This window comes from Ruminococcus sp. AF17-22AC (genome assembly GCF_003460065.1).
Classification (GTDB): Bacteria; Bacillota; Clostridia; order Lachnospirales; family Lachnospiraceae; genus Blautia_A.
Window position 1 is genome coordinate 280,209 of record NZ_QRXT01000004.1, and the last position, 24,482, is coordinate 304,690.

Annotated in this window: 24 protein-coding genes, 1 tRNA gene and 1 other RNA gene; 20 read left to right on the top strand and 6 right to left on the bottom strand. The window is 44.2% G+C overall.

Annotated elements, in window-relative coordinates:
• The first annotated feature begins 12 nt into the window (after window positions 1–12).
• Genes DWW86_RS08575 through spoVG form a run of 3 tightly spaced genes read left to right on the top strand, consistent with a single transcriptional unit; the run spans window position 13 to window position 2,739 of the window.
• The gene (locus tag DWW86_RS08575; RefSeq protein ID WP_117942836.1) at window positions 13–1,290 is read left to right on the top strand and encodes a glucose-1-phosphate adenylyltransferase; all 1,278 of its coding nucleotides are present in this window, start codon (window positions 13–15) and stop codon (window positions 1,288–1,290) included.
• Window positions 1,287–2,405 (top strand): glucose-1-phosphate adenylyltransferase subunit GlgD, encoded by a 1,119-nt coding sequence (glgD, locus tag DWW86_RS08580; RefSeq protein WP_072522815.1) that lies wholly within the window; start codon window positions 1,287–1,289, stop codon window positions 2,403–2,405. Before DWW86_RS08575 ends, glgD begins: the two co-directional genes overlap by 4 nt.
• Before the next feature lie 43 nt (window positions 2,406–2,448).
• Window positions 2,449–2,739 (top strand): septation regulator SpoVG, encoded by a 291-nt coding sequence (gene spoVG / locus DWW86_RS08585; protein ID WP_072523440.1) that lies wholly within the window; start codon window positions 2,449–2,451, stop codon window positions 2,737–2,739.
• Between the two features lie 348 nt (window positions 2,740–3,087).
• On the opposite strand, the gene DWW86_RS08590 is transcribed toward spoVG, so the two are convergent.
• Window positions 3,088–3,161, bottom strand: a tRNA-Pro gene (locus DWW86_RS08590).
• A gap of 194 nt (window positions 3,162–3,355) precedes the next feature.
• Here DWW86_RS08590 and pduB point away from each other — a divergent pair.
• Window positions 3,356–4,102 carry a microcompartment protein PduB gene (gene pduB / locus DWW86_RS08595; RefSeq protein ID WP_331475160.1) on the top strand — a complete coding sequence of 249 codons (747 nt, stop codon included), beginning with the start codon at window positions 3,356–3,358 and terminating at the stop codon, window positions 4,100–4,102.
• An 86-nt stretch (window positions 4,103–4,188) separates the two neighbouring features.
• Here pduB and DWW86_RS08600 read toward each other — a convergent pair whose 3' ends face one another.
• Entirely contained in the window at window positions 4,189–5,505 is a 1,317-nt protein-coding gene (locus DWW86_RS08600; RefSeq protein WP_117942837.1) for a PcsB-like coiled-coil domain-containing protein, read from the bottom strand.
• A gap of 300 nt (window positions 5,506–5,805) precedes the next feature.
• Here DWW86_RS08600 and DWW86_RS08605 point away from each other — a divergent pair, with 300 nt between their 5' ends.
• Window positions 5,806–7,809 carry a diguanylate cyclase domain-containing protein gene (locus tag DWW86_RS08605; protein WP_117942838.1) on the top strand — a complete coding sequence of 668 codons (2,004 nt, stop codon included), beginning with the start codon at window positions 5,806–5,808 and terminating at the stop codon, window positions 7,807–7,809.
• 178 nt (window positions 7,810–7,987) lie between these two features.
• Here DWW86_RS08605 and DWW86_RS08610 read toward each other — a convergent pair whose 3' ends face one another.
• Window positions 7,988–8,236: a helix-turn-helix domain-containing protein gene (locus tag DWW86_RS08610; RefSeq protein WP_200793048.1), complete on the bottom strand. Its 249-nt coding sequence runs from the start codon at window positions 8,234–8,236 to the stop codon at window positions 7,988–7,990.
• A gap of 165 nt (window positions 8,237–8,401) precedes the next feature.
• Between DWW86_RS08610 and DWW86_RS08615 the strand changes: the two genes are divergently transcribed.
• Entirely contained in the window at window positions 8,402–8,896 is a 495-nt protein-coding gene (locus tag DWW86_RS08615) for a hypothetical protein (RefSeq protein WP_117942839.1), read from the top strand.
• 18 nt (window positions 8,897–8,914) lie between these two features.
• Window positions 8,915–10,021, top strand: a complete 1,107-nt coding sequence (locus DWW86_RS08620) for a hypothetical protein (RefSeq protein WP_117942840.1) — start codon at window positions 8,915–8,917, stop codon at window positions 10,019–10,021.
• Here DWW86_RS08620 and DWW86_RS08625 read toward each other — a convergent pair.
• Window positions 9,980–10,678 (bottom strand): anaerobic ribonucleoside-triphosphate reductase activating protein, encoded by a 699-nt coding sequence (locus DWW86_RS08625; RefSeq protein ID WP_072522820.1) that lies wholly within the window; start codon window positions 10,676–10,678, stop codon window positions 9,980–9,982. The genes DWW86_RS08620 and DWW86_RS08625 overlap by 42 nt on opposite strands.
• A gap of 133 nt (window positions 10,679–10,811) precedes the next feature.
• Between DWW86_RS08625 and tadA the strand changes: the two genes are divergently transcribed.
• The gene (gene tadA / locus DWW86_RS08630) at window positions 10,812–11,327 is read left to right on the top strand and encodes a tRNA adenosine(34) deaminase TadA (RefSeq protein ID WP_072522821.1); all 516 of its coding nucleotides are present in this window, start codon (window positions 10,812–10,814) and stop codon (window positions 11,325–11,327) included.
• A gap of 74 nt (window positions 11,328–11,401) precedes the next feature.
• A complete protein-coding gene (locus tag DWW86_RS08635; RefSeq protein ID WP_072522822.1) occupies window positions 11,402–11,839 on the top strand; it encodes a GatB/YqeY domain-containing protein in 438 nt (145 codons plus the stop codon).
• Between the two features lie 178 nt (window positions 11,840–12,017).
• Here DWW86_RS08635 and ffs read toward each other — a convergent pair.
• Window positions 12,018–12,279, bottom strand: an RNA gene (gene ffs, locus DWW86_RS08640) — signal recognition particle sRNA large type.
• A gap of 182 nt (window positions 12,280–12,461) precedes the next feature.
• On the opposite strand from ffs, the gene DWW86_RS08645 reads away from it, so the two are divergent.
• The 8 genes from DWW86_RS08645 to DWW86_RS08680 all read left to right on the top strand — a co-directional run bounded on the left by DWW86_RS08645 (window position 12,462) and on the right by DWW86_RS08680 (window position 20,065).
• Window positions 12,462–13,541, top strand: a complete 1,080-nt coding sequence (locus DWW86_RS08645; RefSeq protein WP_353652688.1) for a 6-phosphofructokinase — start codon at window positions 12,462–12,464, stop codon at window positions 13,539–13,541.
• Between the two features lie 60 nt (window positions 13,542–13,601).
• The gene (gene dnaX, locus DWW86_RS08650; protein ID WP_117942841.1) at window positions 13,602–15,191 is read left to right on the top strand and encodes a DNA polymerase III subunit gamma/tau; all 1,590 of its coding nucleotides are present in this window, start codon (window positions 13,602–13,604) and stop codon (window positions 15,189–15,191) included.
• A gap of 23 nt (window positions 15,192–15,214) precedes the next feature.
• Complete coding sequence (locus DWW86_RS08655) at window positions 15,215–15,571, top strand: YbaB/EbfC family nucleoid-associated protein (protein ID WP_072522825.1); 357 nt, start codon at window positions 15,215–15,217, stop codon at window positions 15,569–15,571.
• Window positions 15,571–16,170, top strand: coding sequence for a recombination mediator RecR (recR, locus tag DWW86_RS08660; protein ID WP_072522826.1), 600 nt, complete (start codon window positions 15,571–15,573; stop codon window positions 16,168–16,170). Before DWW86_RS08655 ends, recR begins: the two co-directional genes overlap by 1 nt.
• A gap of 33 nt (window positions 16,171–16,203) precedes the next feature.
• Entirely contained in the window at window positions 16,204–17,301 is a 1,098-nt protein-coding gene (locus tag DWW86_RS08665; protein WP_072522827.1) for a LacI family DNA-binding transcriptional regulator, read from the top strand.
• A 239-nt stretch (window positions 17,302–17,540) separates the two neighbouring features.
• Window positions 17,541–18,197, top strand: a complete 657-nt coding sequence (gene fsa, locus DWW86_RS08670; protein WP_072522828.1) for a fructose-6-phosphate aldolase — start codon at window positions 17,541–17,543, stop codon at window positions 18,195–18,197.
• Window positions 18,198–18,296: 99 nt separating this feature from the next.
• Window positions 18,297–19,139 carry a transketolase gene (locus DWW86_RS08675; protein WP_286187680.1) on the top strand — a complete coding sequence of 281 codons (843 nt, stop codon included), beginning with the start codon at window positions 18,297–18,299 and terminating at the stop codon, window positions 19,137–19,139.
• The gene (locus DWW86_RS08680; protein WP_072522830.1) at window positions 19,127–20,065 is read left to right on the top strand and encodes a transketolase family protein; all 939 of its coding nucleotides are present in this window, start codon (window positions 19,127–19,129) and stop codon (window positions 20,063–20,065) included. Before DWW86_RS08675 ends, DWW86_RS08680 begins: the two co-directional genes overlap by 13 nt.
• On the opposite strand, the gene yyaC is transcribed toward DWW86_RS08680, so the two are convergent.
• A complete protein-coding gene (gene yyaC / locus DWW86_RS08685; RefSeq protein WP_117942843.1) occupies window positions 20,049–20,612 on the bottom strand; it encodes a spore protease YyaC in 564 nt (187 codons plus the stop codon). The genes DWW86_RS08680 and yyaC overlap by 17 nt on opposite strands.
• A gap of 158 nt (window positions 20,613–20,770) precedes the next feature.
• Between yyaC and DWW86_RS08690 the strand changes: the two genes are divergently transcribed.
• The 3 genes from DWW86_RS08690 (at window position 20,771) to DWW86_RS08700 (ending at window position 24,170) form a co-directional block, all read left to right on the top strand.
• Entirely contained in the window at window positions 20,771–22,099 is a 1,329-nt protein-coding gene (locus DWW86_RS08690) for a LysM peptidoglycan-binding domain-containing protein (protein WP_117942844.1), read from the top strand.
• Window positions 22,100–22,207: 108 nt separating this feature from the next.
• Complete coding sequence (locus tag DWW86_RS08695; protein WP_117942859.1) at window positions 22,208–23,449, top strand: DUF5711 family protein; 1,242 nt, start codon at window positions 22,208–22,210, stop codon at window positions 23,447–23,449.
• Between the two features lie 10 nt (window positions 23,450–23,459).
• On the top strand, window positions 23,460–24,170 hold the full coding sequence (locus DWW86_RS08700; protein WP_117942845.1) for a CvpA family protein: 711 nt from the start codon (window positions 23,460–23,462) through the stop codon (window positions 24,168–24,170).
• Window positions 24,171–24,482: the final 312 nt, after the last annotated feature.

The window sequence follows — 24,482 nt, forward strand, 5'->3', positions numbered from 1 at the left end:
GGTGATTGCGCGATGATGAAGAAAGAAATGATTGCCATGCTTTTAGCTGGCGGTCAGGGCAGCAGACTGGGCGTATTGACACAAAAAGTAGCAAAACCAGCAGTCGCTTTTGGTGGGAAATATCGCATTATTGATTTTCCGTTGAGTAACTGTATCAATTCAGGAATCGATACAGTCGGTGTTCTGACACAGTATCAGCCGTTGCGGCTGAACACCCATATCGGCATTGGTATTCCGTGGGATCTGGACAGAAACGAGGGCGGTGTGACCGTACTTCCTCCATATGAAAAGAGTACCAACAGCGAATGGTATACCGGGACGGCCAATGCAATTTTTCAGAATCTGGATTATATGCAGCAGTACAATCCGGATTATGTACTGATTCTCTCGGGAGATCATATTTATAAAATGGATTATGAAGTTATGCTGAACTATCACAAAGCAAACAAGGCTGACATAACGATTGCCTGTATGCCGGTTCCGATAGAAGAAGCAAGCCGCTTCGGCATCATGGTTACAGATGAGACAGGACGCGTGACGGAGTTCGAAGAAAAACCGGAGAAACCGAGCAGTAATCTTGCTTCCATGGGTATCTACATATTCAGCTGGCCGGTGCTCAAAGAAGCACTGATCGCGCTGAAAGATCAGAGCAGTTGCGATTTTGGCAAGCATATCCTTCCTTATTGTAAGGACAAAGGACAGAGACTTTTTGCCTACGAATATAACGGCTACTGGAAAGATGTCGGCACACTGGGATCTTACTGGGAAGCAAATATGGAACTGATCGATATCATTCCGGAATTCAATTTGTACGAAGAATTCTGGAAAATCTATACAAAGGGAGACATTATTCCACCACAGTATATTGCTGAGGATGCCGTGACAGACCAGTGTCTGATTGGAGAAGGCGCCGAGATCTATGGTGAAGTATATCATTCTGTGATCGGGCCGAACGTAGTGATCGGCAGGGGTACTGTTGTGCGGGATTCGATCATCATGCGTAATTCGCAGATCGGGGAAGATACTGTTCTTGATAAGGCAATCGTAGCAGAGGATGTTGTGATCGGAAATAAAGTTACACTGGGCTTCGGAGAAGAAGCAGCAAACGTACTGAAACCGGCAGTTTATGCATTTGGTCTGGCGACAGTCGGAGAACGGAGTGTAATTCCTGATAATGTAAAAATAGGTAGAAATACTGCCATATCCGGGGTGACTACAGCAGAAGATTATCCGGGAGGAATCCTGGAGAGCGGACAGGTGATCAAAGCAAAGGATGGTGAGCAGGCATGAGAGCAATAGGTATTATTCTGGCTGGCGGAAACAACAGCCGTATGAGAGAACTGTCGGATAAGAGGGCTATCGCAGCGATGCCTGTAGCGGGAAGTTACCGCAGTATTGATTTTGTACTGAGTAATATGGCGAATTCTCATATTCAGAAGGTCGCTGTACTGACACAGTACAATGCCCGTTCACTGAATGAACATTTAAGCTCCTCGAAATGGTGGGATTTTGGACGTAAACAGGGCGGTCTGTTTGTATTTACACCTACGATCACGAAGGACAATGGCCTGTGGTATCAGGGAACAGCAGATGCCATCTATCAGAACATTGATTTTCTGAAAGAAAGTCATGAACCATATGTAGTTATCGCATCCGGTGACTGTATATACCGGATGGATTATAATAAAGTGCTTGAGTATCATATCGCAAAGCGTGCGGATATCACTGTCGTCTGCACCACCTGCGAAGATCAGAAAGAAGTAGAACGCTTTGGTGTGGTACGTATGAATGATGACGACAGAATCGTAGAGTTCGAAGAAAAACCAATCGTTTCTTCCTATAATACAATTTCTACCGGTATCTACGTAGTACGAAGAAGACAGCTGATCGAGCTTCTGGAGCGCGCGGCACTTGAAGGCAGACATGATTTTGTAAACGATATTCTGATCCGTTACAAAAATCTCAAGAGAATCTACGGATACAAGACAGATGCTTACTGGAGCAATATTTCTACTGCAGAAGCATACTATCGTACCAACATGGATTTCCTGCGGCATGATATCCGGAATTATTTCTTTAAGCAGGAACCGTCGATCAAGACCAAGATTGACGATCTTCCACCGGCTAAATATAATCCGGGGGCAGTTGTTAAAAACAGTCTTGTTTCAAGCGGATCGATCATCAACGGAACCGTCGAGAATTCTGTTTTGTTTAAGGATGTCTATGTAGGCAACAACTGTGTGATTAAGAACTCTGTGATTCTTAATAATGTTTATATTGGGGACAATACACGTATCGAGAACTGTATTGTTGAGAGCAGGGATACCATTCGTGCGAATTCCTGCTACTGCGGCGAAAACGAGATTAAAATCGTCGTTGAGAAAAATGAGAGATACGCATTATAATGCGAACTCATAAATGCGTATGAAAATGAAAGGGGCAGACACGATGAATATTACAGACGTACGTGTAAGAAAAGTAGCAAAAGAGGGAAAGATGAAAGCAGTTGTTTCTATCACGATTGATGAGGAATTTGTAGTTCATGATATCAAAGTGATCGAAGGCGAAAAAGGACTGTTTATCGCTATGCCGAGCCGCAAGGCCACAGACGGAGAGTACAGAGACATTGCTCATCCGATCAATTCCGGTACGAGAGACATGATCCAGACACTGATCCTCGGCAAATATCAGGAGATGTTGGATGCAGAACCTGCCGAAGCAGTTGAAGCAGCAGAGTAAACCGGAACAGAAGGTATGGGCTGGGATTAAATAAAGAAAATACAAAAACAATAAAATAAAGAGAAGGTATGCCCGGATGGAGAAAATTACTTACAATTGAAGTGAGAGATGTTTCCCGTCCGGGTATTTTTTTCTATGTGGAAAATTATAAATACGATTGGCGTGTTAATACTGACCGGAGGTGCTTGTGTTAGAACGGTGCCGGTATGTTGGCTTTGGTTTGAGTTAGTCATACCAGAATCATCTGATTTCGATGCAGTGACTAGATGAATTTTGATGCTTTTTATGCCAACGCAAAAAAACACCGAAAGCCTTATCTCTAAAGCTTTCGGCGCCCCTGCCAAGTAGTCGAAGTGACAGGATTTGAACCTGCGGCCTCTGCGTCCCGAACGCAGCGCTCTACCAAACTGAGCCACACTTCGTTATTTGATTTTGCTTCGTCGCTTGACGCAAGACATATTATATTATAGTGAAATGCAAATGTCAACAACTTTTTTGAGATTTTTTAAAAAAAATTTAAAAGTACATTCAACACATGTTTTGTCGGTGTTCTTTCTTGCAAACGAGTACATAATACGTTATATTTATATCAAAGATCTGTTCAGGATGATTCGATATGAACATCAGAACAGAAAGGAGTTTTCTCATGATTGATGTAAAAAGTATCAGTACACATTGTACACGGACAGAATTTGTGGGGACCACCGTTCTTGACACGATTGGACTGGTGATTTCCGGAATTGATGATACATTATTAAAAGAAATGAATGTGGGTACCAGGTATCATGCGCTCGGACTTTTCAGCTCAAGGACAGGCGCGGCAGGACAGATCACAGCGATCGATGATGCGGTCAAAGCAACCAATACGGATGTGCTTTCCATCGAATTTCCGCGTGATACCAAAGGCTGGGGTGGCCACGGAAACTATATCGTGATTGGTGGTAATGATGTTTCAGATGTACGGCATGCGATTGAACTGGCACTGGAACTTACAAAGAAAAATGCCGGTGAACTTTATATCAGTGAGTCCGGTCATCTGGAGTTTACTTACTCAGCCAGTGCTGGCGCTGCATTACAGAATGCATTTCATGCAGTTCCCGGTGAAGCATTCGGATTCATGGCGGGTTCCCCGGCTGCAATCGGTCTTGTAATGGCAGATACCGCAATGAAGGCATCAGCAGTAAATATTACCTGCTATATGACACCAAGTATCGGAACCAGTCATTCCAATGAAGTGATCCTTGGTATTTCCGGCGATGCCAGCGCAGTTAAGGCAGCTGTACTTGAGGCACGTCAGGTTGGCCTGGAGCTTCTGATCGGTATGGGTTCATATCCGGAAATCCCCGGTACACCATATCTCTAAAATAACGTAACGCAAAACAGCAGACCTTCATGGTCTGCTGTTTTTATGCCAAAGTGGCAAGTTCTCTGTATATATTAAATTCCCCTTTAGTTTAACTGGTACACATCTGCATACTGTAATCCGAAGCTCAGTGCCTCGCTATGGCTGCCGCAGTAAATATCAACATGTCCATAAGGAGTTCCAAGGTCTTCTACGGTATAAACAGTACCATTGATCAGAAGCTGTGTTCCAAAAGGTACACCAGCCATTGCTACGGTATGTCCTGCTGTTGGCATAACACCGCTTGCTGTTGCATTTCCTGCTGTTCCGCAGCACTGTGCGCAGTTACAATATCCTGTCAGCATAAAGTTTCCAAGGTATGTTCCCTGGCTGGAAGAACCGGAATCGGAAGAACTGCTGTCAGAACTGTCTGAAGATGTGTCCTCAGCGGATGAAGTATCCGCAGATGTATCGTCTGAAGTGCTGCTGTCTTCTGCACCGGATGTATCCTCCGTCGCATCAGAAGATTCAGAGCTGCTATCGTCTGTAGAAATTTCTTCTGCATCTGTTGTCGCTTCCTCAGAACTGTCGCCTTCATCAGCTGCACCAGTATCTTCTGTATCCCGGGCTGCGGCTGAAGCTGCCACAGCCGCTTCAGCCGCAGCTTCCTCTGCTGCACGTTCCTGCTCTGCCTGTTCCATCAACTGTGAAATGCTGCTGTCTGCACTGTTTACCTGTGCCATCAGTGCACTTGCCTCTTCCTGACTTGCACTGATCTGGTTTACATAGGAACTGATATTATCGTTGGTAGTGGATACCAGATTCTGAACTTCCTGCTGCTTGGAGCTTTTTTCTGTAAGAAGATTGCTGATGGAAGTAGATTCTTCCGCCACCTGTGCCTCCTGAGTTTTGATTGCTTCCTGTGTTTCTTCATATTTCTTAAGCATATTTCTGTCATATGTAGAAATAGAAGCGATGTTGCTTGCTTCATTTAAGAAATCTGAAAGGTTGTTCGAAGAAAGAAGGAGCTCAAGCATTGAGCTTCCGCCATTTTCGTACATATATTTAATACGGATCTTCATGGCTTCATACTGATCCTGTGCATCCTGTTTTGCTTTTTCAAGCTCCGCCTGCACATTTTTCAGTTCTTCTTCTTTTTCAGCGGCTTCTACACTAAGCTGTGAAATACTGTCTGTAAGTTCTGTATATTGAGTATTCAGTTCTGACAGGTAGGATTCAAGTTCCTGTTTCTTGCTTTCCAGATCACTGATGTTCGCCTGTGCCTGAGCAAGTCCTGCCTGCGCCTCCTGCTTCTGTTCCTGTGCTGCTGCAATCTGATCTTCTGTGGAAGCAAATACGGTTGTTCCCATAGATACGGTCACTGCACATGCAAGAAGCAGTGAAAGAACTTTTTTGCTTTTCATAAAATAACACCTCTTAAATATTTTGTACGCTAAGTATAACACATTTTCGTAAATAATCAACACTTTCATTTTAATTTTGTAACAAACATGTAACATTTCACATCTTAAACACATCTTTCACAGCAGAATGCCACATGAAAATTCCAAATTATTACAAAAACATTTCATTTCCAATCAAAGTTCAAATTTCCGGTCTCGTATTATAGTGCTAAAAAGTACTAAATATCTACTGGTCAGATCGACGATTTACTGGTATAATATACAAAAATGTGTGTATATTCATTCAGAGAGGTATCTGACATGAAAGAACATAAGCGATATACTATTGGAATTCTGATTGGTGGTGTACATACATACTTTCCGAAGGAACACATTCTTGGAATTGCAGAGGCAGCAGAAGAACTGGATGTCAATGTCTGTTTTTTTCTCGGAACGCAGACAAAAGACTTTTTCGAGGATATGCTTGGCGGAACACATAAGAATTCTTTTGACTATCAATTTAATACAATTCACGATTACAGTCTGATTGGTGGACTTGATGGTCTGATCATCAATTATGGTACACTCGGACTTCAGCTGAAAAACGAAAGCGCCGAGCAGTTTGCATTGAAATTTAATTCCATTCCGACAGTATTTCTCACAGAAATCGTGCATGAGCCAAACTGCCATTCGCTGATCTGTGACAACAAACAGGGAATCCGGCTGGTTATGGTGCACCTGATTGAGGAACATCATTGCAGCAATATTCTTTTTGTATCCGGACCGGCACAGAATACCGATGCAAAAGAGCGAAAAGCCACCTATTTTGAAATGATGGAAAGATATCATCTTCCGGTCAGTGACAAGATGATTGCACAGGGTGATTATTCCGAGTTTATTGACCGTCAGGTAGATCAGCTTCTTGATGATAATCCGAATGCCGAGGCAATTGTATTTGCCAACGATGAAATGGCATTTGCCGGTTACCGTGTATGTGAAAAGCGTGGACTGAAAGTAGGAAAAGATATCCTGATCACCGGATTTGATGACTGCGAGCGAGCATCGGGCATGGATCCTGCACTTACAACTGTTGTGCAGGATGGTGTTCTGATGGGCAGAATGGCGGTCTACGATCTGATTTATAAGCTTGACGGAAAGGATGCACTGTCAAGACGTGTCCCGATTTCTCTGTGTGTCAGGGAGTCCTGTGGATGTCAGGAAAAAAACGGCAAAACACAGAATACACCACTGAATCTTGTCGATCAGATACATAAATTAAACCGTACCATTACAAATATGAAACTGGAACTGATCAATTTTCAGAGAAAGTCCTGGTTTATTCCGTCTCTTGCACGAAATTTAAATGACTGCATGGATGATGAACATGCTTTTCTTTTGGAAGCGATGGAAAATATGCGGGAACTTCGGACTAAATGTACTTATCTTTTCCTTTTGGACGAGCCTGTTGTCTATCGCAAAGATGAGGAGTGGAAATGTCCGGAGAATCTGCGTCTTGCAGCATATTACAAAAAAGAAGAAGTAGATGCATTTCATCTTTATGACCGTCCGTCGGTTTCAAAAGAAGGTGGAATCTGTCAGCTTATGGAGGATGGAGAGAGACATCAGTTTATGATTTTTTTGCTGTTTTCCGGCGAAAGACAGTACGGCTTACTGGCATGTGATATTCAGCAGGAAGAATTTCCGTTCTTCTATGTGATCAGTCTGCAGATCGGGCTTTCTCTCCGCTATCTTGAAATAAGTAAGGCAGAAGCGGCGAGACGCCGTGAGATGACGAAAGACCTTGAGGTGATCCGGGAACGTAATCGGATTCTGGGTATCATGTCTGCGAATGACGAGCTGACTGGCCTTTTGAATCTCAGAGGATTTACAGAAGAAGCAAAAAAAATCTGTCATGAAGAACAGGAACAGCGTGCTTATATGATCTGCGGAGATCTTGACCATCTGAAAGAGATCAATGATAACTGGGGACATCCGGCAGGAAACTTTGCACTTCGAAGTGTGGCGGAGATTCTGAGAGGATGCATTCGAAGCGATGACGTTCTGGCGCGTGTGGGTGGAGATGAATTTCTGATTCTTCTGAAATGTACCGAAGAAGGGTATCAGGAAACATTCCGTAAACGTGTGAAAGACGCCTGCATATATTTTAATGAAAAATCAGATAAACCGTTTCTGGTGGAGATCTCTCTCGGAATCGCTGAGTTTTGCTCCGGGCCGCAGACGGATATTCAGCAGGTGATCGCGACAGCAGATCAGTTTCTCTACGAAGCAAAGAAACATCGGCGGAAGTCGATACGGCGACCGTAAGAATTTAGATCAGTTTTGATATAACAGACATTATCTGTGTGCAAACAGGTAGTGTCTGTTTTTTATGTAATAGGAAATTACTCCGTAATGTTCCAATAACGTAGAAATTTGATGACAGAAGTCCATAATGGACTAAGGAAAAAGAGAAAATTATAAGAAGCAAAAAAGAACGAAAAAATTATTTTAATTTAATCAGATCTTTGAAAAAGTCCCCCACTTCGCAGTGAAAGATATCTGCCAGTGCCATCAACTCGCTTACCTTGATGTTCATGCGGTTGGTTTCAATCTTGGCATAGCTGCTTTTGGAGATTGGGAGACCCATCAGATTCATGCGGGCAATTACCTGCTCCTGTGTGAGTTTATTCTGGTAGCGCATCTTCTGGATGTTGCTGCCAATGCTCATGTCCATTCTGATTTTCTGTATCATAATTATCCCCATATCCTGATATTTCGTAATAAAGAAACATCTATGTATTGATGATATCGAGGAATTTCGTTATAATGTTTCGTAATAAGGAAACATTTGCCGCTATAGCACAAAGGAAAAGCTAACGGTGAAAGTTTTTTTGTATGGACGTGTGGAGGAGAAAAAATGAATAAGGACTGGGGAAAAGCAATTGCACAGCTTTGCGTCATAATACAGAACAATACGGACTTGAAAAAGCCTGTATTACAGTATGTGGAGTTTATGAAAACAATATACGGTATAGATGGAGCGGATTTTCTGGATATCTACAGAGAATGGGAACGAAGTGGAGAGATTGTGGATAAACGTGAAAAAGTGAGCTGTACCGGTCTGGGAAATATGGAAAAGAACTTGTACCCGAAGAGTATGGACGGACTGTGTCGGCTATATGATGAAGGAATACTTGAAGAAGACGCATTTTGCGAGACTTTGTTTGAAGAAGATTATGAGATAAAGAATGGGGCTGATGGAAAATTTATTGGATTTTATCCGCAGTATCCAGGATGTATCGGCTTTGCGGATAGCAGAGAAATGCTGGATATGAAAATGCAGAAATCCCTGAAAAACTGGATCAGAGCGGCATATATTCTCTGGAAAGAGAATAAGATTCTTGTGAAATAAAAAGCAGGAGGGAGCTGTTTGGCAGCGTATCGGCGTTTTGTAGCATATTTGTATGAATACCGAAAAGACAAAAAAGGGGTAAACTGTGGATTCGTGCGGATTGAAGCATGGAGGAATGTATGCAGGATAGAACTGCATCTTCTGTGTCCGGGACTGGTTTCGGGCTCAGAATGCAGTGTTTATGGATTTGTCCGGAAAGATGAAAGTATAGACGGAATCCTTCTTGGTGTGTGTGAGACAGCAAAAGAAGAGATTAATTGCATACTGGAGAGCTCTGTTGAACATATGGGGGACAGTGAACATTCCCTGGAGGAAATGGGAGGAATGATCATTACGACTGACCAGGGTGGATTTTTCGGAACAGAGTGGGATGATATGCCGATTCGGCCGGAAAAATTCCGGGTTGTTCCGAGAATACAGGAGGATACGTCGGAAAGTGCAGCGTCAGATGGAAAGGTAGAAACTGATGAGATGGTGAAATCCGGCAAAGATGAAGAAAATAGCAGAACAGAAAGCAAAGAAGATAAAGAACATCCGAAGAAAGATAAGTCAGCTGCAGAAATAGCAGACACAGAGATGCAGAAAGCAGAAGCTGCACAGACAGAAGTGAAGACACCGGAGAGTCAGGAACTCCACACACAGTCAGTGACAGAGCCGGACAGTACATTAGTTCAAAATTCTGAAACAGTATCGCCGGATCAGGAAGTGATGAATGTGCAGGAGAAGAAATCACCGGATCGAAAACCACAGGAGCAAAAGTCTCAGAACTATCGGAGATGCGGAACTCCGTGTGAAGTGTTTCAGGATGGGGAATTGCATGACTGCCATAAAATATCTCCACAGGATCTTTGCAGTATGGGACGGCGGACCTGCCTTCTGCGAAATAATCGTTTCGTCCAGTATGGCTATTATCATTTCGGACATCTTCTACTGTGTCAGAACCACTGTGGTCAGCCGGTACTCGGTGTACCGGGAAGATATGATCAGCAGGAGAGGTTCATGGCGAATATGTTTGGCTTCCCATATTTCAAAGAAAGCAGCGAGATTCAGGTGCCGGGCGGTAAAGGCGGCTACTGGTACCGCCTAATCGATTCCACGAATCCCAACAACGGGAATGGTTGTTAAAAGAATTTTACGAAAATGTTCCAGTTCTTCCAGAGAATAACTGCTGAAACCGGGCTGCAGGACTTCTTCGGAGTCCTTGTATGCCTGGAGATAGTAGCCCCTGGCTCCTTTTAACCACTGACCGATGCGGACGAAATCTTCTTCATTGTGAAGCTCTTTGACAACGGTTGTCCGGAATTCATAATCAAGATTTCCGTGAAGCAGAAAATCAACTGTCTCACGTACAGCATCCAGTGGAGGATGCAACAGGCCGGACAGAGAAGGATAATTTTCCGGACAGGCTTTGATGTCCACAGCAGCTTTCTGGATCAGACCTTTATCAGCAAGATTTTTCAAAACTTCCGGATGCGTGCCGTTTGTGTCAAGCTTGACAGAATAACCGAGATCGTGGATTTTCTGTATAAAGTCTTCAAGGTCAGGAGAAAGTGTTGGTTCGCCGCCGGAGATACAGACACCTTCAAGGATTCCCTGACGCCTTTTTAAGAAAGAAAGAACTTGTTCTTCCGGAATCTCAGGTTCTGCTGCCGGATTTAATACGAGAGCGCTGTTCTGGCAGAACGGGCAGCGGAAATTGCAGTGTCCCAGAAAGATCGTTGCGGCGATTCGTCCGGGATAATCAAGTAAAGTTGTTTTGTTTAAACCATGTATTTTAGGCATGTTCATACTTCCTGTCTATCTGAAATTTATAGGTCTATTCTAATTTTTATTCATTGATTTTGCAACCGGCATTTACTATACTGGATAAAACAGGACGATAGTTCGAAAGAATTGCGATTTGGAGGAAATCCCTTTGACAGAACAGGAAAAATATATGAAAGAAGCCATCCGGCAGGCCAAAAAGGCACGCGTGCTGGAAGAGGTGCCGATCGGATGCGTGATCGTTTCGGATGGTAAGATCATAGCAAGAGGTTATAATCGGAGAAACACAGACAAAAATACTTTGTCTCATGCGGAACTGAATGCAATACGAAAAGCAAGCAAAAAACTTGGTGACTGGCGTTTGGAAGGGTGTACCATGTATGTGACACTGGAGCCATGTCAGATGTGCGCCGGAGCGCTGGTGCAGTCGCGAATTGATGAAGTTGTGATTGGCAGCATGAATCCGAAGGCAGGATGCGCCGGTTCGGTGTTGAACCTTCTGGAAGTGGACGGTTTCAATCACAAAGTAAAAATCACACGGGGAGTTCTGGAAGAAGAGTGTTCTGCAATGCTGTCTGATTTTTTTAAGGAACTCCGTGAAAAGAAAAAACGCCTGAAAATGCTGGCAAGACAGCAGGCGCAGGAAGCAGCGGACGGGGACAGATAAACGTCTGAACACTTGTTTTTTGACGGAAAAGTGATATGATGATAACAGTTTAATGAACGAGGAGGAATCTTGAAATGACACTGGAAGCATTAAGAAAAGATATGGTTGCAGCCATGAAAGCAAAAGATAAAACAACAAAGGAGGCAGTTTCTTCTCTTGTATCCGCAGTCAAAAAAGCTGCCATCGACGAGGGATGCCGTGACGATGTACCGGAAGCACTTGTTGACCGTGTGATCCTGAAAGAAATGAAAACTGTAAAGGAACAGCTGGATACCTGCCCGGAAAGCCGTGATGACCTTCGTGCAGAATATCAGGCAAGATATGATGTAATTGCGAAATATGCACCGCAGCAGATGAATGCAGATGAGATCCGTACTTATCTTGAGGGAAAATTTGCCGAAGTTCTTGCAACAAAGAACAAAGGACAGATCATGAAAGCTGTTATGGGAGATCTTAAAGGCAAGGCAGACGGCAAACTGATCAATCAGGTCGTTGCTGAAATCTGCAAATAAAGGCCGGCAGGCCGCTGAGCCGCCAATATGAATAATACCCTCCTTACCGGGAAGAACCGGCCGGGAGGGTATTTTTGCTTTATAGGAAATTACTCCGTAATGTTCCTATAAAGCAAAAAATGGATAAAAAAATACTCCGTGGAAATGATATCCACAGAGTATGAAATAATCTCTTTTTCCGCGCGCCGCACCTCGAAATGTTCCCATGGACGTTACCTTTACAGTTAACTCGGCCCAGGCACCCTCACGGCACACAAGAGCTTCTGCTTAGTGCTGCTGCATTCCTGCCCTGACACGGTTCACAGATTCCTGTTGCGTGAGACCCAAACGTCAACGCCACTTATAAAGGGCAGCTCCACAGGAGACAAACCTCAGATTGGCATCACCCCTGCTGTAGCGGATTGCAGGTACAGGGCACCGCTATCTCCCCGGCTGCGCGGACTTTAAGTATAGACGATTTTTGAATACTTGTCAAGTAGGGGTAAAGTATTATATAATAGTAGACAAATATGGTTGCTGTGAACGGAGTGAACAGTAACCAAATATGGCTGCTGTCTTTAAACGGGCGGTAACGTCATACCATTTTGTGCAGATGAGCACAGTGAGGAGGAAATGTACTATGATCAAAAGAATTGGTTTATTAACAAGCGGTGGTGACTGCCAGGCTCTGAATGCTACAATGAGAGGCGTGGTAAAGGCACTGTCAAACGCAGTAGATGACCTTGAAGTTTATGGATTTGATGATGGATATAAAGGACTGATCTATGGCAAATACCGGATGCTGAGTTCGAAGGATTTTTCCGGCATTCTGACTCGTGGAGGTACGATCCTCGGTACATCCCGTCAGCCGTTTAAACTGATGCGTGTACCGGACGAAAAAGGTCTCGATAAGGTGGAAGCCATGAAGCAGACGTATTACAAACTGTGTCTGGACTGCCTCGTGATCCTTGGTGGCAATGGTACACAGAAGACTGCAAACCTTCTCCGCGAAGAAGGGCTGAACATCATCCATCTTCCGAAGACCATTGACAATGATATCTTCGGAACTGATATGACTTTTGGTTTCCAGAGCGCAGTGAATATTGCTACAAATGCAATCGACTGCATCCACACGACAGCTACCTCACACGGCCGCGTATTTATCGTTGAGATCATGGGACACAAGGTTGGAAGCCTGACACTTCATGCAGGTATTGCAGGCGGTGCGGACATTATCCTGATTCCTGAGATTCCTTACGACATCAAGAAAGTCTGCGAAGCCATCGAGAAACGTAACAAAGCAGGTAAGCGCTTTACGATCCTCGCTGTTGCAGAAGGCGCAATTTCCAAAGAGGACGCAGAACTTCCGAAGAAAAAATACAAAGAAAAACTCGAAGTAAGGGCAAAGAAATATCCGTCTGTTTCCTATGAGATTGCAGATCAGATCAATCAGACCATGGGAAGTGAAGTCCGTGTAACAGTCCCTGGACATATTCAGCGAGGCGGAGAACCATGTCCGTATGACCGCGTACTTTCTACCAGAATTGGTGCCGGTGCAGCAGAAGCAATACTTGACGGAGAATACGGAATCATGATCGGTGTCATCAACGGCAAGATCAAGAGAGTTCCGCTTGCAGACTGCGCAGGCAAACTTAAGATGGTTTCACCGAAAGACCAGATTGTCAAAGCTGCCAAACAGATCGGAATCAGCTTCGGTGACTGAGGCACTTAAGATCAATTTGTTAAAAATAAATTCCTGCAGTGACAGGAGAGGAGTGTATTCATGAGCTATACTGCCCTGTACCGAAAATTCAGGCCCGATAATTTTGAAGATGTCAAAGGGCAGGATCATATTGTAACGACGTTAACGAACCAGATCAATGCAAACCGCATCGGCCACGCGTATCTTTTTTGTGGTACGCGTGGTACCGGTAAGACCACAGTGGCAAAGATTCTCGCGAAGGCCGTGAACTGTGAGCATCCGGTTAATGGAAGTCCCTGCAATGAATGCGAGATGTGCAAAGCCATTCAGGCAGGTACATCAATGAATGTGATCGAGATCGATGCCGCTTCCAACAACGGTGTAGATAACATCCGTGAGATCCGTGAGGAAGTAACTTACCGTCCGACAGAAGGTAAATACAAAGTGTATATCATCGACGAGGTGCATATGCTTTCTACAGGAGCATTCAATGCCCTCTTGAAAACTCTGGAAGAGCCGCCGTCTTATGTCATCTTTATTCTGGCAACGACAGAGGCACATAAGATTCCGATCACCATTCTGTCACGCTGTCAGCGGTATGATTTTCACAGAATCTCGATCGATACGATTGCGGCACGCCTGAGTGAACTTCTTAAGGTGGAAGGTGTGGAAGCGGAGGAAAAAGCAATCCGTTATGTGGCGAAGGCCGGTGATGGCTCTATGCGAGATGCACTCAGTCTTCTGGATCAGTGTATTGCTTTTTATCTGGGGCAGACACTGACTTATGATAAGGTTCTTGATGTTCTGGGAGCCGTGGATACCGAAGTGTTCAGTAAATTACTGCGTAAAGTTCTGGCGGGTGATGTGACTTCTGCGATCAGGATCCTTGAAGATCTGATCGTCGGGGGCAGGGAACTCAGCCAGTTTGTGGGCGATTTCACATGGTATATGCGAAATCTGCTCCTTGTAAAGACTTCTGACAATCCGGAGGAGGCCATTGATGTCTCCTCCGAAAATCTGAAACTTCTGAAAGAAGAAAGCGAGATGACCGACAGCGATACGCTGATGCGTTATATCCGCATTTTTTCAGATCTTTCCAATCAGATCCGCTTCGCAACACAGAAACGCGTGCTTGTTGAGATTGCGTTGATCAAACTGTGCCGCCCGGCAATGGAGACAAATCTGGATTCCGTGCTGGACCGTATCCGTGTGCTCGAACAGAAGATTGATGAACATCCGGTACAGCAGGTGATCGTGCAGAGTACAGGTGTGGGAGAAGGCAGTGCTGAACAGCCAAAACCGGCAGAGCGGCCACCACAGAAAGCAGCACCGGAAGATCTGCAAAAGATCGTGGCAGGCTGGAAGATGATCGTCGGACAGACGACAGCTGCTTTCAAACAGGCACTTTTGCAGTCGGTGCCAAAATACAACGGAGAGACTGGCGAGCCGATTCTCTATGTGGAGTTTCAGACTCCACTTGGAAGGCTTTATCCGGATGATTCCGAAGCCAAAAAAGAACTGCAGTCCATCATTGAGCAGAAGCTTGGCAAAAGTATCGAGCTTCATATGCTGGTTGCGGAAGACCATCAGCAGACGAACCTTTCGCAGATTACGGTGGATCAGGCAATACGTGACAATATTCACATGGATGTTGTAATAGAAGAAGATTAATTTTTTATCAGGAGGATATCACCATGGCAAAACGTGGAGGATTTCCGGGCATGGGAATGCCGGGAAACATGAATAATTTAATGAAACAGGCGCAGAAGATGCAGCGTCAGATGGAAGAAAACCAGAAAGCACTTGAAGAAAAATCATTCACTGCAACGGCAGGCGGCGGTGCTGTAGAAGTTACTGTATCCGGTAAACGTGAAGTGACCGGCGTGAAACTTGCCGAAGAAGTTGTCGATCCGGATGATATCGAAATGCTGGAAGATCTGATCGTTGCGGCAACCAATGAAGCACTTCGCAAAGTAGAAGAAGAAACAACAGCAGTAATGTCCAAACTCACAGGCGGACTTGGCGGCTTGGGCGGAGGCCTTCCTTTCTGATGGAATACTACAGTACGCACATCAATAAGCTGATCGAGCAGCTTTCGCATCTTCCGGGGATCGGACCGAAGTCGGCACAGCGTCTGGCATTTCATATCATGAACATGCCGAAAGACCAGGTGGAACAGCTTACTTCTTCGATCACCGGCGCGAGAGAAAAGATCCGCTACTGCAAAAAATGCTGTACGCTGACAGATCAGGAGCTTTGCCCGATCTGCAGCAACCCCAAAAGGGATGCAGGTACGATCATGGTCGTGGAAAATACGAGGGATCTTGCGGCATACGAAAAAACAGGAAAATATGAGGGTGTCTATCATGTGCTTCACGGTGCGATTTCTCCGATGCTTGGAATCGGACCGGATGATATCCGACTCAAAGAGCTGATGCAGCGTCTTCAGAGTGAAGATATCAAAGAGGTGATCATTGCGACGAACTCTAGTCTGGAGGGCGAGACAACCGCGATGTATATCAGCAAGCTGATCAAGCCAACCGGAATCCGGGTAAGCAGGATCGCAAGTGGTGTACCGGTCGGTGGCGATCTGGAATATATTGATGAGGTAACACTTCTGCGTGCACTGGAAGGCAGAGTGGATCTCTGATATAGACTGCAATGACAGAAGGAGGATGTGAGAGTGGCAAAAAGAAAACCAACCTCTTCGCAGGTTGCACAGAAAGCAGGAGTTTCTCAGGCGACAGTATCTATGATACTGAACCGGAGAAATGATGTTTCTTTTTCTGCGGAAACTGTAGAAAGAGTGGAATGCGCCGCGCGGGAACTCGGATATGAGCTGCCTCACCGCAAAAATAAAAACAGTACCAAAAAAGAAAAACTGATCGTTGTGATCTGTCCGACACTGACCAGCCCATATTATGTTCTTCTTTTACAGGGTATCGAATCCGTAGCAAATGAAAAAGGCTACGGTGTTTTTATCTGCAATACTCAGAGGGATGCAGGGCAGGAAGAAAAATATCTCCGGATGATCAGTACGATCGATCCACAGGGAATCATTTATGCATGTAATCCCCATCCGGATTTTCAGAAAAAAGTTGAAGAACTGGCACACAGAATACCACTTGTTATTATCAGCAATAAAGAAAAGACAACGACGGTAGATGCGATCAATCAGGATAATACAATGGTAGGACGCCTGATGGCACGTCATCTCCTTGAACTTGGTCACAGGGAAGTGGCCTTTATTACACCGCCGCTCACGCGCCGGCAGTGGCAGCGTTCCAGAAGAATTGATGGCTTTGTTAAAGAATACGAAAAGGAAGGGCTTGGCGGGCATGTTCTTATAAAAGCAGCAGATGAGTCAGTCGATCATAGATTACCGAGGATGGATTCCGAGTATTCGATGGGGTATCAGCTTACGATGGAGCTGATCAGAGAAGGCAGGGAATTCACTGCAATCGCAGGTCAGAATGATATGATGGCGCTGGGCGCGATCGATGCGCTGGAAGAATCGCGTATCCGCGTACCGAAGGACGTGTCGGTGATCGGTTGCGATGATATTTTTTATTCTGGTATTCGGAGGCTGTCACTTACAACGATCGATCATTTCGTTGCGCTGAAAGGGCGGGATGCCTGTGATATCATCATTCGTAAGATTGCGATAAATGACCAGTTTTATACGGGATTACAGCCGACAAGTATCTATAATATTGAGTATACGCCGAAGCTGATCGCCAGAAAAACAACTGCATATGCAAACACGAAAAAAAGAAAATAAATTTGTATATCTAAATTATTATTAATAATTTCAAACGAAAGCCTGGAAGAGAACGCGGAAAACCGTACTTTCAGGCTTTTGATATTCAATAAAGTAGAAAAAATAAGATAAATAATTAATAAAATAACATATTATTAATAAAATAATAATTAATAATTTCTTCCCTTCTTGACCTGGAATTTTTGTTTGCTATAATAAAATTATCAAGCAAAAACGCAGAAAACAGGAGGTATTTTACAATGAAATTTTTTATTGACACAGCAAATGTAGATGATATCCGTAAAGCAAATGATATGGGAGTTATCTGTGGCGTTACTACAAACCCGTCCCTGATCGCAAAAGAAGGCAGAGACTTCAATGAAGTAATCAAAGAAATTACAGAAATCGTAGACGGACCGATCAGCGGTGAAGTAAAAGCTACTACTACAGACGCTGAAGGAATGATCGCAGAAGGCCGTGAGATTGCTAAGATCCATCCGAACATGGTTGTTAAGATTCCTATGACAGTAGAAGGCCTGAAAGCCGTTAAAGTTCTTTCAAAAGAAGGAATCAAAACAAACGTTACTCTGATCTTCACAGCAAACCAGGCATTGCTTGCTGCAAGAGCCGGTGCTACATATGTATCTCCATTCCTTGGAAGACTGGATGATATTTCTACAGATGGTGTTCCGCTTATTCGCCAGATCGTTGAAATGTTCGAAGTAGCAGGAATTACCACAGAGATTATCTGTGCAAGTGTTCGTCACCCAATCCATGTAACAGAGTGTGCTCTTGCCGGTGCTGATATTGCAACAGTTCCTTACAAAGTAATCGAGCAGATGACAAAACATCCTCTGACAGATGCCGGAATCGAAAAATTCCAGAAAGATTATAAAGCAGTATTCGGTGACAAATAAAAATGCAATAAAAAGCATTTTAGGTACATATTACTTGACGAGTGCGGAAATTAATTGTAGCATAAGTTTGTTGCAAATTATTAAAAGGAGAAATTGAACATCATGGAGAAATTAGAACTTCAGAAAATTGCGAACGAAGTCCGCAAAGACATCGTTACCGCGGTTCATGCTGCAAAAGCCGGTCATCCGGGCGGTTCCTTATCAGCAGCAGATTTATTCACATATCTGTATTTTGAAGAAATGAATATCGATCCGAAAAATCCGAAGAAAGCAGACAGAGACCGTTTCGTTCTTTCTAAGGGACACACTGCACCGGGACTTTACTCTGCACTTGCTGAGAGAGGATATTTCCCGAAGGAAGACCTCAAGACACTTCGTCATCTCGGCTCCTATCTGCAGGGTCATCCGGATATGAAGCATATTCCGGGCGTTGATATGTCCAGCGGTTCTCTTGGACAGGGAATCTCTGCGGCAGTAGGTATGGCACTTTCTGCAAAACTCAGCAACGAATCTTACAGAGTATACACTCTTCTTGGCGATGGTGAGATTCAGGAAGGACAGGTATGGGAGGCTTCTATGTTTGCAGGGTTCCGCAAACTGGACAACCTTGTTGTAATCGTAGACAACAATGGACTTCAGATCGACGGACAGGTAGATGAAGTATGCTCGCCATATCCGATTGACAAGAAATTTGAAGCTTTTAATTTCCATGTGATCAATGTTGCAGACGGAAATGATATGGATCAGCTTAAGGCTGCATTCGACGAAGCAAAAACTGTAAAAGGAATGCCGACAGCCATTATCATGAAGACCGTAAAAGGTAAAGGAGTTTCCTTTATGGAAAATCAGGTTGGATGGCATGGCAAAGCTCCGAATGACGAGCAGTATGCACAGGCAATGGAAGATCTGGAGAAAGTAGGTGAAGCATTATGTCAGAAGTAAAGAAAATCGCCACAAGAGCCAGCTACGGAAGCGCTCTGGTAGAACTTGGTAAAGAACACGATGATCTTGTTGTTCTGGATGCTGACCTTGCTGCAGCTACTCAGACAGGAATGTTTAAGAAAGAATTTCCGGATCGTCACATCGACTGTGGTATCGCAGAGTGCAATATGGTAGGTATCGGTGCAGGTCTTGCGACGACCGGTAAGGTACCTTTTGTCAGCACATTTGCAATGTTCGCAGCAGGACGTGCTTACGAACAGCTTCGCAACTCTGTTGCATATCCGCATCTGAATGTAAAGGTTGGCGCAACTCACGGCGGTATTTCCGTTGGTGAAGACGGTGCGACTCATCAGTGTTGCGAGGATTTTGCCCTTATGAGAGCAATTCCGGGTATGGTTGTCATGAGCCCTGCTGATGACATTGAAGCAAAAGCTATGGTCAAAGCTGCATATGAATATGTAGGACCTGTATATATGAGATTTGGACGTCTGGCTGTTCCGGTAATCAACGACAGACCAGATTACAAATTCGAAATGGGGAAGGGAATCGTTCTTCGCGAAGGAAAAGACCTTACAATCGTTGCGAATGGTCTCTGCGTTGCTGCATCTCTTGAAGCGGCAGAAAAACTTGCAGCAGATGGAATTGATGCAAAAGTGATCAATATTCATACCATCAAACCACTGGATGAAGATCTGATCGTTGCCGCAGCAAAAGAAACAGGCAAAGTTGTAACTGTAGAAGAACATTCCGTAATCGGTGGTCTTGGCGGAGCTGTATGCGAATGCCTTTCCGAGAAAGCACCTGTACCGGTAAAACGTATCGGTGTGAATGATGTATTCGGAGAATCCGGTCCGGCGGTAGCTCTTCTTGAGAAATATGGTCTGGATGCAGAAGGCATCTACAAACAGATTAAAGAATTTGTATAAAACCACATTTTGAGATCAGCGGTATCATATACAGAATACCATCAGTGATCTGATCGGCAATAGAGATCACGGTGGAGAGACGTGTTGTCTGAAGAGTCAGGTGTTCCAGGACACCTGAGATATTGACGATTCCTGTAATATGGATATGTCCGACAGGCGGTAGCTTTTTATGAACAGCGGCACCCGGGTAGAGTGCACCATTTGAAATGGTCACATACCCGAGGTGCTTTTTTTGTCCCAATGAAGAATCAATCGCGATGATCAGACAGCCGGGATGGCGGTTTTGGATTTCCTGCAGGGTGTCGGTGAGATTAAGTGCATGAACCGGATCAGAAAGAGTACCGTATACGTGAATCATCGGAAAGGTGTGGCTGCTGAGCTGTGCACCGATATAAGGGCCGAGACAGTCGCCGGTAACACGGTCTGTGCCGATACACAGAAACACGATTTCAGACCAGTTTTGCGTTTGCTCAAGAATACATGTTTTTAAAAGCCTGCAGATCTCACGGGAACAGTTTGCATGGCGCGTATCTACATAAAAAGTCATGGTTTTATCTCCGTATCTTTTCCTTTCTATTTTATCCCTCTGCGAAAGAAATATGCACTTTGCAAAATATGTCGCTAAATTCTTTTGCACTGCTCTTAGATTCTGCTAAAATCCGCGACTTTCCTGTGCTATTCTGATGCCTGAAGGGGTGATATGACATGATAGAGGTTGTCTACAAGGATGAAAAGCAGCGTGCAAAAGGAAATGAAGGGATTTTTCAGTTGCCCAGAAATGTACGGCAGATAGGAATGACGGATCAGAATTACAGGATCTATATGGAGGACTATGTATATACATTTCTGGAGCGTGCTGCGGCTGCCGGAGAGGGTAAAGAGGAAAAAGAACGCCGCCTGGCTGTTTTTATGGGGGAGACGAAATGGGATGCCGGGACAGGCTATCTTTTTATCAGAGGTGCAGTGCTTGTTTCGGGTGAAGAAATTTCGCAGGAACACGTTGAGTTGACAGATGCCATGTGGCAGCAGATTCATGAGGACGCTGAAAAATATTTCGAAGGGGAAGAGATTGTCGGGTGGTTTCTGGGCGGCAGGATGCAGCCGATGGAAGTATCGGAAATGCTTCTTCGTATACACCTCAAGCATTTTGGCGGAGAAAAAGTGCTGATGCTGATGGATCCGTCGGACAACGAAGAAGCTTTTTTTCGCTATGAAAACAGCTTTATGGTAAAGCAGAGCGGATTTTATATTTATTATGAAAAAAATCCGCAGATGCAAAATTATATGATAGAAAAAATTCCGGAATTGTCCGTGCCGCAGGAGGGAGAAGTGCATGATGATGCTGTACGGGCATTCCGGCAGATTATTCAGAAGAAACATTCGAATTATTCAAATGAAGACGGGGGCAGGACTTCGGTGTTCTCTTATGCGGCGACAGCATGCCTTGCGCTGGCGGTGCTGACAGTCGGAGTGCAGTTTTATCAGAATTATTCGAACAGTAGTAAGATGCCGCAGGAAGTGACGGAAACTGCATCTACTGTTATTAAGGAGAAAACTAAAGATGTGAAATCGACAGTGACGCAGATGCCGAAGATTACAGAAGTGCCAAAGACAACAACGAAACCGAAAATAAGCGCAACACCTCGGATGGAGGAAAAAGTGAAACCAACACCGACATCAACGATGGAACAACATATTTCGCCGACGCCGGGAAGCAGAACAGAGAGTGAGATATACAGAGAAGAATCTGATGACAGAAAAGCGGAACAGCGTGTGCGGCAGGAACTGGCATCAGAAACAGGGGTGGCATCAGAAACAGGGGTGGCAGCAGATGGCTCGGACATTGCGGAAGCAGGTATGACTGAGACGACGGCAGGACGCGGAAACTCCTATGTGATTAAGCCGGGAGATACATTGTATCAGATCAGTATAATGAAATATGGTACGATGGAAAAAGTGGCGGAAATCTGTCAGGCAAACGGACTGGCGGAAGATGAAATTATTTATCCGGGACAGATAATTGTACTGCCGTAATTGTATTGCCGAAAAAAATTTGATATAATAAAAATGCTGACATTCTGCAGAGGCAGAATGCGCAAAAAGAAAATGCACAGAATACCAGTTTATAAGGTAAGGATAAAAATGGCAAATATAATCAAAAAAATAAAAAGGAAATACAAAAAGAGAAAGCTTCAGGCAGAACGTGCAAAGATGGAACAGAGCCGGCAGCGCAGAACACCGGAAGAGGTATATCAGGAACGGCTGTCAAAGCATCGGAATGCGACGATGCGCCGTGCAGTGATGACTATTGCGGCGGTGGCAGCAGTTGCAGCACTTTTTTTCTTTTACATGGAAAAAAGAAGCTACCATAATTACAAGATCCTGTCTGCGAGTGAGCAGGAGGATGTTGTAGCGACTAACTATGTGGAGATGTCGGGCAAAATTTTACGCTATAGTCCGGATGGTGCTTCGCTTGTGAGTGATACTATGGATGCTTACTGGAGCACATTGTACGAAATGCAGAATCCGGTGGCGGATGTCCGGGGTGACCGGGCTGTTATAGCTGATCAGGATGGCACGCTTCTGGAAATGTTTGATAAAGATGGCGAGACGGGAAGTGTGACAACTTCCTACAATATCATAAAAGCCAGAGTGTCATCCAGCGGTATGGTTGCGGCAATTCTTGATGGCGGTGATGCAACGTGGATTAATTTTTACGGATCAGACGGAACTCTGATCGCAGAGAATCAGACACATCTTGCAGATCCGGGCTATCCACTGGACGTAGCAGTATCAGGCAGTGGCGATATTATGATGGTTACCTATCAGTTTGTTGACGGAAGTGAAACGACAAGTTATGTTGCTTTTTATAACTTTGGAGATGTCGGACAGAGTGAAGATGATCGTATCGTCAGTGGCTATACGTATGATGGGGTGGTGATTCCGCAGATCATGTATCTGGACGGAGACCGTTCGGCGGCTATTCGGGATGACGGTTTTACTCTTTATAAAGGAAGCCAGGTTCCGAAAGAAGTTGAAACGATCAAAGTCGATAAAGAAATCGTCAGCACATTTTATGACGATAATATCATTGGACTGGTATTCAAAAACGGAGATAAAGATAAACCCTATACAATGCGCGGTTATTCGACGGATGGAAGCCTGAAGTTTGAAAAGAAATTCAATATTCCATATACAACAATCAAGGCCAGCGACGGAAATATACTTCTGTACAACAGTTCTCAGATCAGTGTGATGAACAGCAGGGGCGTCGAAAAGTACAGCGGCACAGTGGATGGCACGATCAGCGATTTTATCAAAACGGGATGGAACAGATACCTTCTGATTCTTGATAATGGAGTTGATGTGATCAAGCTCAGCTAAGAGGTGGACTATGAATGTGACTTGGGCTGGCATTGCTGCGATCGGAGTGTTGCTTTTTACTGGATATACGGGATACAGGAGAGGATTTATAAAGGAGATTGTTTCATTTTTCTTTGTCTTTCTTGCACTTGCGCTTGCATGGATGCTTAATCCGTATGTAAATACATTCCTTATGCAAAAAACCTCGCTGTATGACAAAATACAGGAGAGCTGCCGTGAGTTGCCCGGCGGCCAGAATGTGGTAGAGGGTGATGAAGGGGATGAAGAAACAGAAGGCAGCCTGATAAGTCAGCTTCCGCTTCCGGAAATCCTGCAGAAAAACCTGACCGTAAATAATACAGAAGAAGCCTATCAGTATCTTGCTGTTGATACATTTGGGGATTATATTTCGGAGTATCTTGCTCGGGCAATCATAAATGGACTGTCGTATCTGATTGCCTATGCACTTGCGAATCTGGTGTTGCGTGTAGTGCTGCTTGTATTGGATATGATTGCGGGATTGCCGCTTATCAGTGATGCAAACCGGCTGACCGGAGGCATTGTCGGTGTAGCAAAGGGAATTCTTTTTATCTGGATTGCACTTTTGCTTCTGACGATATTGTGCAGCAGTGATATTGGAAAAAGAGGTCTGGAACTGGTCGAAAAAGACAGTGTTTTACAGGTATTATATAAGCATGATGTACTGGTAAACTTCTTTATGAATATATTTTACAAAAATTAACAAAAAACACTTGACGCAGAGAAAACATAATGATATACTTTAATCCGCTTCGGTATGAGGCGGATTTTTCTTTTTAGTACTTTTAAAAAGTTAAAAGAAAATGAAAAAACTTGTTGACATTCCTTATTGAATGTGATAAAGTAAACGAGTTGCTGATGCAACGACGAATCACAAAAAGTCATTTAAAAAAGTTTGAAAAAACTTAAAAAAAGTTCTTGACAAACGAAAATGACAGTGATAAAATAAATGAGCTGTCGAAAGACAGAGAACCTTGATAACTAAACAGTGAAACACATACGATTCTCGAAAATT